The organism is Rhizobium sp. BR 250, from assembly GCF_047445855.1.
GTDB classification, from domain to species: domain Bacteria; phylum Pseudomonadota; class Alphaproteobacteria; order Rhizobiales; family Rhizobiaceae; genus Agrobacterium; species Agrobacterium tumefaciens_I.
In genome coordinates this window covers 100,723-115,400 of the sequence record NZ_JARWKW010000007.1, presented here as the reverse complement: position 1 = coordinate 115,400, position 14,678 = coordinate 100,723, and the positions used below count along the sequence as shown (strand labels likewise).

Genomic DNA, 14,678 nt, shown 5'->3' with positions numbered 1-14,678 from the left:
GCCAGCAGGGTTTTCCCCACCGGAGGCCTGAAATTGCTGGGTTTTACGGAATGGCCATTTTTGCAACCTGCCACAGCTGTGGCGCTACAGCTGTGGCATATGCCTCACCTTCAGTGAGGTTTTCCAATACCGAGGCGCCGTATACGGCGGTGGAGGGTCGTGCGGTCTATACCGAGCCGGCGGGCGGCCTCCGATACATTGCCGTTGCAGGCGGCCAGCAAGGCGCGAAGGTCGGTGCCGTTGCTGTCGATCATGGGCGTGGAGGATGCGGGGGTGAGCTGCTCCGGAAGGTCTTCCACAGTAATCACACCGTCGTCGCAAAGGGCTGCTGCAAAGGCGATCGCATTGTCCAGCTCACGAATATTGCCCGGCCAGCGGTGGTGCAGGATTGTCAGGCGGGCAGCGTTGGAAAGCGTCAGCGGCCGGCCGGGCATGCCGTGTTTTTCGAGTATCCTGTCGAGAAGCCACGGAAAATCGTCGCGCTCGCTAAGCGCCGGCAGCGTCAGGACCGCCGCGTTCAGCCGATAATAGAGATCTTCGCGGAATGCACCTGTTCGCACCATGTCGTTCAGGGGACGGTGAGATGCCGAAATCACTCTGAAATCCACTTTCTGCGGGGTGGAACCACCAACAGGCAGAACCTCGCCTTCCGCCAGAACGCGCAAAAGCCGGCTCTGGGCCGCAAACGGCATGTCGCCGATCTCGTCGAGGAAAAGCGTCCCGCCCTGCGCCTCTTCCACCAGCCCCTTGCGACCTTTCGCCAGAGCGCCGGTGAAGGCGCCCGGCAGATAACCGAACAGTTCACTTTCGATCAGCTGTTCGGGGATGGCAGCGCAATTGACGGCGACGAAGCGGCCGGAAACACCGCTGGCATCGTGAATGATGCGGGCGAGGTGCTCCTTGCCGGTACCGGTCTGGCCCTGCAACAGGATGGGTAGTCTTGCGGGTGCGAGTTTCTCCACCTTCCGCCTGAGATTTCGAACCGCCGGGCCGTCACCGCCGATCCTCTCCGTTACCGGCTGCGGTTTCGAGCGGGCAAGCGGAACGGTCGACCTGCGCTGTTGTGGTTCGATCGCGTGCGCATAAAGCACGGTCCCGTCTCTGACGATGATGCGTCTGTCCTGGGGCAGGCTGGAGCGGGTAAGTGAGGCAAGCTCATCGAAATCGGCTTCGAAAAACTCCTCCACCCGCTGTCCAAGAAGGCGCTCGGGCATGCGCCAGTCGAGGCCGCGGGAGGCGGCGAGAAGACGGGCTGCGGCGTGTGTCATGCCGGTGATGCGGCCGGAGCCGTCAACCGACAGCGCCGCTTCCGGGTCGACATCCAGAAATTCGGGCGCGCCTGCAAAGCGCAGAACGAGATCATGCCGGCTGCTTGCCATCAGATTGGCAAGTTCGATCCTGCGTACCGTCGATGAAACGAGGTGGCGGGCCATGTTCTGGCTTGTCTTCAGGATCGGCGAACTGAGCAGCGAAATATCCAGTACGGCGGTGAGCGCGCCCTGCGTATCGTAGATCGGCGCTGCCGTGCAGGAGAGCGGCGTGTGCGTGACATCGAAATGATCGGTCTGGTGGATGGTGAGCGGCTCGCCCGTTGCGATGCAGGCACCGACGGCACAGGTGCCGGCGCGGGGTTCCGACCATTCCGAGCCCAGATAAAGCCCGGCCTTGCGCAGATTATTGTTGAAGGAGGGATCGCCCAGGAACTCAACCGTCACGCCCTGCCGATCGGAAAGGAGAAGGACGTAATTCTGCTCGGCCACCTGCCGGTAAAGCCGTTCCAGGCCGGAGCGGGCAATGTGCACAAGGTCTTCCGCCTGCTGGCGATGCTCGCGAAGACGTGTCTCGGAAACGATGACCGCTTCGCGCGCCTTGGTCGGATCAAGCTGGTAGGTGTCGAGGCAACGCCGCCAGGATTCCAGCACCACCGCATCCCGGCCGGTATTCCTGCCCTGACCGACGGTCTCGATTTCCTTGATGTGATCCGAAAAACCCATAAACCACCGGCTCTGGACAGCCGCCTCCCGTGATTTTTCCGGCGATCATAACCAGTTTTATGAAACCTGGCTAATCTTCCGGCGATTTTTCAGCCCGTGGGATCGGATGAACTGGCGGCGCTATGTGAGGCCGGGTTTCCCTTCATGGTCCGGGCATCATCAACTGACATTTGAGCTGCGTGTCTGCAAACGTCGCAACCGGACCTCCATCTGCCTTTTTGCCTGAATGTCACCGCACCTGATGGCCACGGCCACGCCTTCCACCCAGGCCACTGCGGCACCGTCATTGTCTCCCAACCGCGCTCGGCACTCGCCGAGTTCCGCCCAGACCGCCGAATAGTCGGGATTCTGCCGGATGGCCTCTTGCAGATGTTGCGCGGCGTCTTCGAACTGCCGCGCTTCCACCAGCGCCTTCGCGATGGAAAAGCGCAGGACGGCGCTATCCCTTCCGCTTTCCAACACCTTCATGAGCTTTTCAATCATCGTTATTCCGTTGCAATGGTGGTGCCTGTTGCAAATCGGTACGACGTCAAGCGTGGTTGAGGTCAAGCGAAGATTTCGGCCCTTTTGGCAGGGTGTTTCACTTCGCCATGCGCCGCAATGCAACCGGGTCCCATATGTCGTCAAGCGGCCCCTTGAGGGCGGTTCGCGGGGGAATGAGTTGCGGTTCGATGATGGTGACGTCGGGTTCCGTCCGGTTTTCCTCCAGCAGTTCGAAGCCTTTTTCGAGCATCTGCGCGATATCGGGTTTGATCATGTAAACCGGGAAGGGAAGAAAAGACGCGAAGGGGTCGTAGTCGAAGCAGCCGACGACGATGTCGCCAAAGGCCTCGCCGTCATGGCGCCCCATGAAACGCAGCAGCCCCTCGAAATTGATCGAGGAATTGACGAAGAAACAGCGGGGCAGGCGGCCCCTGCGGGCAAAGAAACGCTCAAATGCCAGTTCCGTCATGTGCGGTGAATAGCCGGTGATCTCGATGTCATCACCGCTCTCAACGCCGAAATAATCGGCTTTCGCGGCATGAAAGCCGTCAATACGCTCGCGGCTGGCGTGGTCGTCATGGCCGCCGAACAGTATGACGTCATCCGGGCCAAGAGGACCGCCCTTTTCCGCATGGGCAAGGATCGCCGCTGTCAAAATTTCCGCGCCGTGCCGGTTGTCGGAAATGACCGAGGAGACAAATTTGCCCGGCAGGTCGATGTTCACATGCGGAAGGGCCGCGCGTGCGCAGACCTGATGCACGCCATCGGGATCTGTCACACCGGCGATGAAGAGGGCATCGATCGAATAGGCGATCAGGGTCTCGACGGTGCGCCGCTCCTCCTCGGGGTCGCGCCGGCCGGAAACGACCATGGGCGACAGGCCACGTTTGCGGGCTTGCCCCTCGAAGGTTTGCGCCATCGATGAAAAGAACCGGTTGTCATAAACCGGCACCAACAGTCCGACGAGGCCGGATTTCGAACTTCTGAGGCCGCGCGCCTGCAGGTTGGTGGTGTAGCGCTGGGCCTTGGCGAGCGAGAGAATCTTGTCAGCGGTCTCCTCCGAAATCCGCCGCTTGCGCCATGATCCGTTCAACACCGCACTGACCGTCGAGGCGGAAGCGCCGGACAATATCGACAAGTCATAAATGGTGGCTTTCTTGGAACTTATGCCCGTCACTGTGATCTCCCCAACTGATTCCAATTATTAGAGCACGCATCCCCTTGACGGAAGGGCGCTTCATGTTATGGTTATTGCACCATCGATTGTGCAAATTGGCAATATCGATTGTGCATGGTGGTTGCTGTGGGAGTGGCAAGGGAGAGTCTCGAATAAGCGAGATGAGAAATTTTGAACGCGTCCGGGAAAAACGGGCTGCGGGCGGATTTTGTTTGCCGAATTTTTGAGGAGGAACATCAATGAAGAAAATTATTGCTGCGGCGGTTGGTCTGTCGCTTGCGTTGCTCTCATCCGCAGCCTTTGCCGAAGGGCCGAAGGTTGGCGTCGTTGTGAAGATCGGCGGTATCCCGTGGTTCAACGCCATGGAGGCCGGTATCAAGGAGCAGAGCAAGAAGCTCGGCGTTGACGGTTTCATGGTCGGTCCCACCAGTGCCGACCCGGCCCTGCAGGTTCGCGCGATCGAAGACCTGATTGCCCAGAAGGTCGATTTCATCGGTGTCGTGCCGAATGATGCCAAGGTGCTGGAGCCCGTGCTGAAAAAGGCGCAGGCCGCTGGCATCAAGGTCATCACCCATGAATCCCCGAAGCAGCTCGGCGCCGACTGGGATTTCGAACTCGCCTCCGCCAAGGGTTTCGGTGAAGCGCATGGCAAACTGCTCGCGGAAAAAATGGGCGGCAAGGGTTCTTATGCCGTCTTCGTCGGTTCGCTCACCGTTCCGCTTCACAACGCCTGGGCCGATGCCGCCATCGCCTATATCAAGGCAAACTATCCCGACATGAAGCTGGTCGGCGACCGCTACGGTGTGGCGGAAGATCTCGACAAGAGCCGTTCGACCGCACTTGACCTGATGTCGGCCAATGCCGACCTCAAGGGCTTCCTTGCCTTCGGTTCGCAGGGGCCGATCGGCGCCGGACGTGCCGTCGAAGAGCGGCGTAAGGACGGCAAGGTCTTCGTCATCGGTCCGTTCTCTCCGGGGCAGGGCGCCAAGCTGATCAAATCTGGCGCGCTGACGGGTGGCTTCATGTGGAACCCGAAGCAGGCCGGTGAAGTCTTCATCACGCTCGCCGACCGTATCGCCAAGGGCGAGACACCCAAAGCCGGCGACAATATCGAAGGTCTCGGCACCATCAATCCCGAGGGTAACACCATCGTCGTCGACCAACTCTTGAAGATCGACAAGGAAAGCATCGACAAGCTCGTTTCCATGGGCCTCTGATCCTCCCCAAGGCCGAAGGCGTCGCGCGGGGAAAACGCCCGCGCGACGTCCAACCGAAATTTATGCCGAGCGCCACGTCTGCGATGCTTTCGCGGCGAAAGGAGAGATACGCTATCATGAGCGCAGAACCGCTCCTGTCCCTCAAGAATGTCAAGGTCACCTTTGGTGGCGTGCGCGCCTTGAAGGGCGTTTCCTTCGAGGTCAATCCGGGGGAAGTGCATTGCCTTGCCGGCGAAAACGGCTGCGGCAAAAGCACCCTGATCAAGGTCATTACCGGGGTCTACACGCCGCAAAGCGATGCCGAGCTCTATTTCGATGGCAAACCCATCGCTGCTATGACCCCGACGCTGGCGCAATCGCTTGGCATTCAGGTGATCTGGCAGGATCTGGCGCTGTTCGATGAAATGACGGTGGCAGAGAATATCGGTTTCCAATATGCGGTGAACGGCAGATTTGGGCTGGTCGACAAGCGCGCAATCGAGAAGGCTGCCGAAAAAGCGCTGGCGCGTCTCGGCGTCTCGTTCGATCTCGACCGGCCGCTCAAGGAGCTGCCGATTGCCCAGCGCCAGATCGTGGCGATTGCCCGCGCGCTGGTTGGCGAAGCCCGTCTCGTTTTCATGGATGAACCCACCGCATCGCTGACGCAGTCGGAGACGGATTATCTGATCGACATCGTCCGCAACCTCTCGGCATCCGGTGTCGCGGTCGTCTTCGTCTCGCATCGTCTGGCGGAAGTGCTGGAGATATCGGATCGCATCACCGTTTTGCGGGACGGATCGCTTGTTGGTGTTTTCCCGGTCGAAGGCATGACCCAGTCGCGCGTGACCGAGCTGATGACCGGCCGCAACTTCGACAGCGCCGTCATTGCCGCCGACCACGATGACAAGCCTGTCGTTCTTTCCGTGCGCGGCCTGAGCCGGGCGGGTGAGTTCGAGGATGTTTCCTTCGATCTGCGGCGCGGAGAAACGCTCGGCATCACTGGCCTGCTCGGGGCCGGACGCACGGAACTGGCCCTGACGCTGTTTGGCATGCACCGGCCGCAATCGGGCGAAATTCTCATCGATGGAAAGAAGGTGGATTTCCATTCCAACCGGGACGCGATCCGGGCGGGTGTTGCCTATCTCTCCGAAGACCGACTGTCGCTTGGCCTGAACCAGCCGCAATCCATTGCCGACAATCTCGTCATGGCCTCGCTCGATAAGTTGCTGAGCGGCGGCCTCATCTCGCCATCGAAAAAGGCGGATGTCGTTTCCCGCTGGATTTCAGCACTCGGGGTGAAGATCGGCCTGCCGGAAGATCCGATCCGCACGCTCTCAGGCGGCAACCAGCAGCGTGTGGCGATTGCCAAATGGCTGGCGATCGGGCCGAAAATACTCATCCTCGATGCGCCGACCGTGGGTGTCGATGTCGGTGCCCGCGCCGGCATCTTCGAAATCGTCCGCAAGCTCGCGGCAGAGGGCCTGTCGATCATCGTCATCTCCGACGAAGCGCCAGAAGTCTATTTCAATACAGACAGGGTCATCCACATGGTCGAAGGCCGCTTCCACGCCACCTATGATCCGCGACGCCTGTCGCTGACCGAACTGGAGGCCGCCATCTATGCGTAGGCTCATCCTCGGACATACGACCGAATTCACGTTGCTTGTGGTCATGGTCCTGCTCTGCACCGGGCTTTCTTTCGCCACCGACCGTTTCCTCACCATTTCCAACGCCTTCGATGTGCTGAATGTCTCGGCGGTCAACATCATCTTTGCGGTCGGCTTGCTTGTCGTGCTGATCTCCGGCGGTATCGACATTTCCTTCGCGGTCGCGGCCTCCGTCGTTCAATATGTCACGGTGCTGGCGCTCAATGCTCTCGGCGGCGGTAACTGGGCGGAGGGTTTCATCATCGCCGGTGCCGTTGGCCTCAGTCTCGGTTTCGTCAACGCCTTCCTCGTCTGGCGGCTGAACATCATCTCCATCGTCGCGACCATCTCCACCTTCAACATCTTCTTCGGCCTGTTGATGTTCTTTACCAAGGGCGTGTCGATCTATGACCTGCCGGAATGGCTTTCGACGCGCGTGGTGTTTTACGAACGCGAAATGTCCGATGGTTCCTGGGTGGAACTGACGCTGCCTGTGGTGGTGATGATCCTCTGCTGCGTCGCCACCTGGTTCATGATTTCGCGCACCACTGTCGGACGCAAGCTCTATGCCTTCGGTGACAATCCGGAAGGCGCTCGCCGCTTCGGCATCAATATCGGCGCCATGCACTATATTTCCTTCGGCTGGCTTGGCCTGATGGCGGGCATTGCCGGGCTCATGCAGGCGCATTACGCGCAGGAGGTGGTGCCCAACGCGCTTTATGGTCGCGAGCTGGATGTGCTTGCTGCCACCGTGCTTGGCGGCGCGCGGCTCGGCGGCGGCAAGGGCTCCGTCATTGGCTGTGTGCTCGGGGTGCTGATGGTGTCGATCACCCAGAACGGCCTCAACCTGATGGGCGTGTCGCCCTTTGCCTTCAAGATGATCGTCGGCGCCATCATTCTCGTCGCCATCACACTCTCTTCGACCCGCTTCGACAAGCTTCTGCCGAGTGCGCTCCGCACATCCACGAAAAAGGGGAGCGTGCAGCGATGAACAGCCTCATCCGGAAATTCAACGCGATCTTCGGGGCCGACATGGCGGGCCCGGTGATTGCCTTCATCGCCGTCATGCTCATCTTCGGAACCTTTGCGGACAACTTCCTGTCGCTCGCAACATTCGGTTCGGTCGCCTTCCAGCTGCCTGAGCTTGGTTTGCTGACACTGGCGATGCTGTTGCCGCTGCTGACGGGCGGGATCAATCTGTCCGTCACCTTTGCGGCCAATCTGTCCGGGCTTGCCGCAGCCTGGGTGCTGCAGGCCCATGGTGGGGTGGATGCGCCGCCGAGCGCATTCCTGCTTGCCTGCCTTGCCGCACTTGTCACCGGCGGAGCCGCCGGAGCGATGACGGGAGCGGCGATAGCCTACACCCGCGCCCACCCCATTCTGGTGACGCTGTCGATGATGATCTTCCTGCGCGGACTGGGCGAGTTTCTGACGCGCGGCGGCGATGTCTCCGGTTTTCCGGCCTATATGGCGCCGCTCGGTCACGGCACGCTTCTTGGCCTGCCGATCCCGCTTCTGATTTTTACCGTCTGCGTCGGCCTTTGGCATGTGCTGTTGACGCGCACCAAGCTCGGCTTCGGCCTGTTGATGATCGGCTCGAATATCGAGGCTGCGCGTTATTCCGGTCTCAATACCCGCAAGATTCAGGTGCTCGTTTATACGCTATCGGGTCTGATGTGTGCTGTCGCCGGCATCATCATGCTTGCCCGTTTTAACTCCGTGCGTGTCGGCCATGGGGAATCCTATCTGCTGATCACGGTGCTGGCGGCCTTTCTCGGTGGCATCAATCCGTTCGGCGGTTTCGGCCGGGTGCTACCCGTCTTCGTCGCGCTCATCGTGCTGCAGCTCCTGTCGTCCGGCCTCAATCTTCTCGGCGCCAACCAGCATCTGGCGACCGCGCTGTGGGGCGTGCTGATGATCGTCGTCATGGCGGCGCGCGGCCTGTTTTCCAGTTACTTCGCATCTCTCAGAAAGAAGGTATGACGTGAAGGGCCTCGGTGTTCACGCAATGATGTGGTCTCTGAAATGGGACCATGAAAATGCCGCCCGCGCCATTGCCGGTGCAGCCAGTTATGGTCAGGACTTCATCGAAATCCCGCTTGTCGATATCGCGTCCGTCGATGCGGAACACACGCGCAGCCTGCTTGAGCAGCATGATCTCAGTGCTGTCTGTTCGCTCGTGCTGCCGGAACCGGCCTGGGCTTCTGTCCGTCCGCAAGCCGCTGTCGAGCATCTCAAGGCCGCCCTCGACAAGGCTTCCGCCATGGGGGCGAAGGCGCTGACCGGCGTCACCTATGGCGGCACCAATGAGCGCACCGGTTTTCCGCCGACGCAGGGTGAATATGACAATCTGACAAGGGCGCTCTCCGAGGCCGCCCGCCACGCAAGAACGCTCGGCCTGCAATTCGGCATCGAGACCGTCAACCGTTATGAAAACCATCTGCTCAACTCCGCCAAACAGGCGGTGGCGCTGGTGGAGCGCATCGGTGCCGACAATATCTTCATCCATCTCGATACCTTCCATATGAACATGGAAGAAAAGGGCATAGCCAACGGCATCATCGCTGCCCGCAACCATCTGAAATATATGCATATGTCGGAAAGCGACCGCGGCACGCCGGGTTTCGGCAACGTCGCCTGGGACGAGGTGTTTTCGGCGCTTGCGGCCATAAGGTTCACCGGCGTCCTTGCCCTTGAGGGCTTTGCCGCGATGCCGGTGGAGATGGCGGGTGCGATTTCGACGTGGCGGCCCGTCGCGGCCAGCACTGAAGAGTCCCTGGAGAAGGGGCTGGCCTTTCTACGCGACAAGGCAAATCAGTACCGGATTTTCGAATAGCCGGTGGCGAGAACCACTTTTCGAGGCGAGGAGCATCTTGAGTAAAATTGACGATAATGCCGGTGAAATTGCCGGCCTCGCGCTGAAGCGTTTTGCCGGCTCGAATGGCCGGCGCGTGATGATTGCGATTGCCGGCGCCCCCGGATCGGGAAAATCAACTCTTGCCGAATGTGTGGTCGACGCACTGAACGCGGGCAACGGCGTGTCCGCTGCGCTGTTTCCGATGGATGGCTTTCATTATGACGATGCCGTGCTTGAGGCGATGAACCGGCGTGCCTTCAAGGGTGCCATCGATACCTTCGACGCGCACGGGCTGCGCCATATGCTTGAACGTCTCAAGGCTAATGAGGACGATGTCGTTGCCGTGCCGGTCTTCGATCGCGCCATCGAGATTGCCCGCGCCGGCGGCCGGCTGATCCCGCAATCCGTCGATATCATCGTCTGTGAGGGCAATTATCTCCTTGCCAGCCAGTCGCCATGGCATCGTCTCAAATCAATCTTCGATCTCACAGTTTTCGTCGATGTCGAGGAGGACGATCTGCGTGCGCGGCTGCGAGACCGCTGGCTGAGCTTCGGTCTCGGCGAGGAGGAGATCAACCGCAAGGTGGAGGAGAACGATCTTCCCAATGGCCGCTTCATCACGTCCACAAGCGCGGAACCTGATTTTCGCGTCAGAAATCCGGGAAAAGGCGCCGCGTCCTGAGCCCGCCTGAATGACTGCGCCTCCCTATTCAAAGTCAAGCGAAACAGAAAAACGAAAGAGACACCCATGAAACACGGCATCTATTATTCTTACTGGGAACATGAGTGGAGCGCCAAGTTCGGTCCCTATATCGAGAAGGTCGCCAAGCTCGGTTTCGACATCATCGAAGTCGCCGCACACCACATCAACGAATATGGCGACGCCGAACTCGCGACCATCAGGCAGAGCGCCAGGGATAACGGCATCATCCTCACCGCCGGCATCGGCCCGTCGAAAACGAAGAACCTGTCGTCGGAAGATGCTTCGGTGCGTGCGGCCGGCAAGGCGTTCTTTGAACGGACCCTTTCCAATGTCGCCAAACTCGACATCCATACCATCGGCGGTGCTCTGCATTCCTATTGGCCGATCGATTATTCGCAGCCCGTCGACAAGGCAGGCGATTATGCGCGCGGCGTCGAGGGCATCAACGGGATCGCTGATTTCGCCAATGATCTCGGTATCAATCTGTGCATCGAAGTCCTCAACCGTTTTGAAAACCACGTCCTCAACACGGCGGCCGAAGGCGTCGCTTTCGTGAAGGATGTCGGCAAGAACAATGTGAAGGTCATGCTGGATACGTTCCACATGAACATCGAGGAAGACAGCTTTGGCGAGGCCATCCGAACGGCTGGCCCGTTGCTGGGTCATTTCCACACCGGAGAGAGCAATCGCCGCGTTCCGGGCACAGGCAGGATGCCGTGGCATGAAATCGGTCTTGCGCTTCGCGAGATCAATTACACCGGCGCGGTCGTCATGGAGCCCTTCGTGAAGACGGGCGGCACCATCGGCTCGGATATCAAGGTCTGGCGTGACCTCAGCAATGGCGCCGATATCGCGAAAATGGATGAGGATGCCCGCAATTCACTGGCATTCTCCCGCTTCGTCCTTGGTGGCTGATTTGCGATCATATCCTGACCGGGCGGCCGCGATTTGCGGTCGCCCGGTTCGGCACTGCCACCATCCGCGAGTTGAACAGGCCATCGCTTGCGGCTAAAACTCCAGTGTCTCTTCAGGATCAAAACGATCCGCCCAAGGCCACTGGTTTCATGATCCCTGTCGCACTGCCATCCGTCGAAGCGCTGCTTTTCCTCGCCTTCCTTCTCGTCACGACTTTCGTCTGGATCGTCTGGACACTGGGGCTTGTCCTTCGATATGCGGCGGGACGCTGGAAGCGGCCGATGCTGCTGCCCTATGGGCTGGTAAGCGCTGTCGCAATTTTCACCCTGTGGCAGATCGGTGATTTTTATATCCAGATGAATGCCTATGAAAATGAGAGGGTGGCGCGATACCGCCCGGAACTCTCGGAGCCGACACGCCTTGGCCAGATCGATATGCCCAAAGGCACGAAACTCGAACTGTCGGTCGCCGATACACCGGAATCCTTCAATCGCGCCCTGTTTCCGCATCCCGTATCGGTCGCGAATATCGATGCCGTGGAGATCGCCCGTTATATCTCGATCAAAACCAACGAGAATTACGAGACGATCGGCTTTACGCCTGACAATATGCGGATAACCGGCAAGGGCGTGACTACCCAGAGCGGCTGGCGCTGTGACGCGACACAGCCTGTGCAATTCGACCTGAAGCCCGATGGCGGCATATCCGCCTTCAGCACATGTATTCTCGCCGATGGCAATGTTGTTGATGGCATCACCTTGCCGAAAGGTACGTTCCTGCGGTCCTCAACCGGCAATGTCTACACCGATGGCTTTGTCGATTCCGACAGATGGGTTCTCGATACGCCGGAAGGTCAGGGCGTCCGGATCGATAATTTCGATCTTTCGGAGGCAACACTTGCCCTTGATGGCGAGCGAAAACTCCACGAGGTTCGAAGAGGCGTCCTGTCAAAAGATGCAACGCTCGGAACGCATCACCATGCCGCCGGCAGCACTGTTCGTTATAATCCCCGGCATCTTCGCAATGACTATCCCGGTGCGTGGCTGATAGCTCCGCCTCTGCCCGCCTCCGATGCTCCACCGGTTCCGGCGCATGATATCGTGCAGGGCAGAGACGGAAAGCTTCTGGCCGTTCTCGCGAACTGAGCCCCGCGGGGCGCGAGATGCCTGGGCATGGCTTCCGGTAGTTACCTTACCAGCCATAACTGAAGGTCAGGCCGCTGCCGTTGTCGCCATCCTGCACCACATTGGTGTCCGTGTTGCGGCCATACTGGAAAATGCCATAGGCATTGTTGTTGCCGTTCTGCTGAAGTGTCGCGGAATGGCCGTTGCCGCGTTGCCGGATGAAGCCGAGATTGCCGCCGCCATTCTGGGCGATGCCCGCCGCATTGCCGCGGCCGAACTGCTTTATGTCGGCATCCTTGAAGTTGCGGTAAAGCGAATAGGCGCGCAGCCCGGTCGAAAGCAGATCGCCATCAGCACTATTGCTCGGTGCGAGATCAAAGGAGATGCGGCCACCGGCATGGGCAGGTGCTGCAAATCCGACCGGTGCCAGACCGCCAACAAGCATGGTGACGGTGAGAAGTTTCAATATGTTGCGGGCCATTCTTATCTCCATCTGTCAGCACCTTGCCGATGATCCATAATTGCATCCCGCAACTGAACCCGACCGGAATTACCCATTCACATCGCGTTCAGTCACTCGGCGCGCGCAAAAGAAAAGGGCGCCGGAACCGGCGCCCTCTCAGATGAAAATTTATGGCGCGCGGCGACTTAATCGCCGCCGATCTGCTTCGTGCAACTGAAGCTCCTGCCATCGATCACGAGATCGAGCACCGCCTTGTAGCGGGCTCCCTTCGCATCGAGCGTCACCGAGCTCAGCAGTTGCGAACGTCCGGCAGCGGCGTTGAAGTCGCCTCCCTGGCTGATGACGGAACTGCCGCTGCCGCCTGATTTTTCGACGTGAAAGGAGTAGGTCCCGCCGGCACCGGTGTCACCCTTGGCGAGGGCCTCCAGCTTCACCATGCCCGCCTGCGGTGTCGCCTTGATCTCGCAGAGCTGTCCGTCGGCCGGTTCCTTTGCAGTCGAGATGGCCGCAACGGCGCCGACAGGAAGCAGGGCCAGCGCGAGGATTGCCGCCAGGCGGCGCGACTGTCTGAGGGTATGGGGCATGGTTCGTCTCCCAATGATCCGATGTTTTGATCGACCCGTTTCACGTCATTGCAGGCTGCTTACGGGCAGGCCTGCACGAAGGCCGCGACATTGTCGTTGCCGCCCTGGCTCACATTGGCGCTGCAGCCACGGCCAACCTGAACACCGGCGGCGATGTTGCCATTGCCGTCCTGGGTCAGGATGGTGGTGTGGTTGGAACCGAACTGGCCGATGCCGGCCACGTTGCGATTGCCGTTCTGATAGGTGGAACCGTAATTGTCTTGCCCTTCCTGACCGACAGCCGAAAGGTTACGATGACCATATTGATGGCCGACGATCCGGTTGTAACCGCCATTCTGGTAGGTGCGGATCCGGTTGCCATAACCTTCCTGCGCGCCGCCGGCAGAATTGGACCAGCCATATTGTTCGATGCGCACATCATTGGCCATGGCGGGTGCCGCAGCAGAGATGCCAACGAGAGCAACGAGTGCACTTGCAATGAAAGACTTCCGGATCATGACTGTGTCTCCTCAGGCGGATGGGACCGCGGTTGAACGTCTTTGTTTTAGACGGTCCCATTGGAACGGAAGCTGAAGAGACTATTCAGTCGGAGTTCATGCGCCGGAAGCGGCAGGTTGCTCCTGCAGGGTGTGCCGGTGTCAGACCAGAGCCAGGATACGCGCCGGCCCACCCGTTCCGCCGCGATGTTTGGGTGCGCCGACGATTATGGTCGCGCCCTTGACCGGCAGGGCCTCGAGGTTGTTCAGGCCTTCGATCCCGTAACGCCCGGCCGGGAGCCAGGAATTGTGAACGGCGAAATCTGCCGAATTGCCCGGGTCCAGTGAAAGCGTGTCAACGCCAATGGCGACGGCGTCGCGCTCGAGCAGAAGGTCGGTCGCGGACTTGCCGAAACCGGGGAAGGCGAATTTTCCGGCGTCGTCGTTGCGGAATGACGGGCTTTTCACTTTCGTCGCCCAGCCGGAGCGCAGAGCCACGACCGCACCTGCCGGTATGTCGCCATTTGCGGAGATCCAACGCTCGATGTCTTCGGCCTCGACGGTGGAATTGGCATCTTCTTTCGCGCGGTCGGTAATATCGATGATGACCAGCGGCGCGACGAGTTTCTGCGGCTCCAGCTGATCGACGCTCGCGCCGTTGGCACTGAAGTGGAACGGTGCGTCGATATGCGTCCCGGTATGTTCGTAGATGGTGAGCTTGTGGAGCTGATAACCGCTCTTGGCGATCTCTTCCGCCCACTCGAACTCTATTCCCGGTTTGCCGTCGAATGTGGGAAATGTGGAATCATAGGCGTGGGTAAGATCGACGACCTGCCGGGGTGACTGTGCCAGCGCCGGGGCCGCGAGGCTGCCCGCCGCCATTGCCGTTACGCCGGCCACCGCACCTTTGAACAGCAGGCGTCGTGACAGCATGTTCCGTTTCACGTTCTCGATTACGCAGCTATTGCACATGCCTCAGTCCCTCCATTGAGAAATCCCTGATTGCAAGGGTAGCGCAAAGGTGGAGTGACGCAAGGCAGGAGCCCCACTGATTTTTGAC

At 59.7% G+C, this 14,678-nt stretch carries 15 protein-coding genes; 8 read left to right on the top strand and 7 right to left on the bottom strand.

The genetic code is table 11. The annotated features are described in order from the left end of the window. Positions 1–110 precede the first annotated feature (110 nt). The 3 genes from QD336_RS13285 to QD336_RS13275 all read right to left on the bottom strand — a co-directional run bounded on the left by QD336_RS13285 (position 111) and on the right by QD336_RS13275 (position 3,654). Positions 111–1,994: a sigma-54-dependent Fis family transcriptional regulator gene (locus QD336_RS13285; protein WP_499171035.1), complete on the bottom strand. Its 1,884-nt coding sequence runs from the start codon at positions 1,992–1,994 to the stop codon at positions 111–113. 159 nt (positions 1,995–2,153) lie between these two features. Then, entirely contained in the window at positions 2,154–2,477 is a 324-nt protein-coding gene (locus tag QD336_RS13280; protein WP_499171034.1) for a tetratricopeptide repeat protein, read from the bottom strand. Positions 2,478–2,574: 97 nt separating this feature from the next. Continuing rightward, positions 2,575–3,654 carry a LacI family DNA-binding transcriptional regulator gene (locus tag QD336_RS13275; protein WP_499171033.1) on the bottom strand — a complete coding sequence of 360 codons (1,080 nt, stop codon included), beginning with the start codon at positions 3,652–3,654 and terminating at the stop codon, positions 2,575–2,577. A 239-nt stretch (positions 3,655–3,893) separates the two neighbouring features. Between QD336_RS13275 and QD336_RS13270 the strand changes: the two genes are divergently transcribed. From QD336_RS13270 to QD336_RS13235, 8 genes are all read left to right on the top strand, one after another. Further along, positions 3,894–4,871: a substrate-binding domain-containing protein gene (locus QD336_RS13270; RefSeq protein ID WP_112416084.1), complete on the top strand. Its 978-nt coding sequence runs from the start codon at positions 3,894–3,896 to the stop codon at positions 4,869–4,871. 116 nt (positions 4,872–4,987) lie between these two features. After that, the gene (locus QD336_RS13265) at positions 4,988–6,478 is read left to right on the top strand and encodes a sugar ABC transporter ATP-binding protein (RefSeq protein WP_499171032.1); all 1,491 of its coding nucleotides are present in this window, start codon (positions 4,988–4,990) and stop codon (positions 6,476–6,478) included. Further along, positions 6,471–7,487, top strand: coding sequence for an ABC transporter permease (locus QD336_RS13260; RefSeq protein ID WP_269345617.1), 1,017 nt, complete (start codon positions 6,471–6,473; stop codon positions 7,485–7,487). Before QD336_RS13265 ends, QD336_RS13260 begins: the two co-directional genes overlap by 8 nt. Further along, complete coding sequence (locus QD336_RS13255) at positions 7,484–8,479, top strand: ABC transporter permease (protein WP_269345619.1); 996 nt, start codon at positions 7,484–7,486, stop codon at positions 8,477–8,479. Before QD336_RS13260 ends, QD336_RS13255 begins: the two co-directional genes overlap by 4 nt. Position 8,480: 1 nt before the next feature. Continuing rightward, positions 8,481–9,332 (top strand): sugar phosphate isomerase/epimerase family protein, encoded by an 852-nt coding sequence (locus QD336_RS13250; protein WP_499171031.1) that lies wholly within the window; start codon positions 8,481–8,483, stop codon positions 9,330–9,332. Between the two features lie 37 nt (positions 9,333–9,369). Further along, positions 9,370–10,035, top strand: a complete 666-nt coding sequence (locus QD336_RS13245; protein ID WP_499171030.1) for a nucleoside triphosphate hydrolase — start codon at positions 9,370–9,372, stop codon at positions 10,033–10,035. Between the two features lie 66 nt (positions 10,036–10,101). Next, complete coding sequence (locus tag QD336_RS13240) at positions 10,102–10,971, top strand: D-psicose 3-epimerase (RefSeq protein WP_499171029.1); 870 nt, start codon at positions 10,102–10,104, stop codon at positions 10,969–10,971. Between the two features lie 149 nt (positions 10,972–11,120). Further along, a complete protein-coding gene (locus tag QD336_RS13235) occupies positions 11,121–12,116 on the top strand; it encodes a hypothetical protein (protein WP_499171028.1) in 996 nt (331 codons plus the stop codon). Positions 12,117–12,162: 46 nt separating this feature from the next. Here QD336_RS13235 and QD336_RS13230 read toward each other — a convergent pair whose 3' ends face one another. The 4 genes from QD336_RS13230 to QD336_RS13215 all read right to left on the bottom strand — a co-directional run bounded on the left by QD336_RS13230 (position 12,163) and on the right by QD336_RS13215 (position 14,590). Then, positions 12,163–12,576 carry a curlin gene (locus tag QD336_RS13230; protein ID WP_499171027.1) on the bottom strand — a complete coding sequence of 138 codons (414 nt, stop codon included), beginning with the start codon at positions 12,574–12,576 and terminating at the stop codon, positions 12,163–12,165. 167 nt (positions 12,577–12,743) lie between these two features. Then, a complete protein-coding gene (gene csgH, locus QD336_RS13225) occupies positions 12,744–13,142 on the bottom strand; it encodes a curli-like amyloid fiber formation chaperone CsgH (protein ID WP_499171026.1) in 399 nt (132 codons plus the stop codon). Between the two features lie 59 nt (positions 13,143–13,201). Next, positions 13,202–13,639 carry a curlin gene (locus QD336_RS13220; protein ID WP_269345631.1) on the bottom strand — a complete coding sequence of 146 codons (438 nt, stop codon included), beginning with the start codon at positions 13,637–13,639 and terminating at the stop codon, positions 13,202–13,204. Positions 13,640–13,780: 141 nt separating this feature from the next. Beyond that, on the bottom strand, positions 13,781–14,590 hold the full coding sequence (locus tag QD336_RS13215) for a cyclase family protein (protein WP_499171025.1): 810 nt from the start codon (positions 14,588–14,590) through the stop codon (positions 13,781–13,783). Positions 14,591–14,678: the final 88 nt, after the last annotated feature.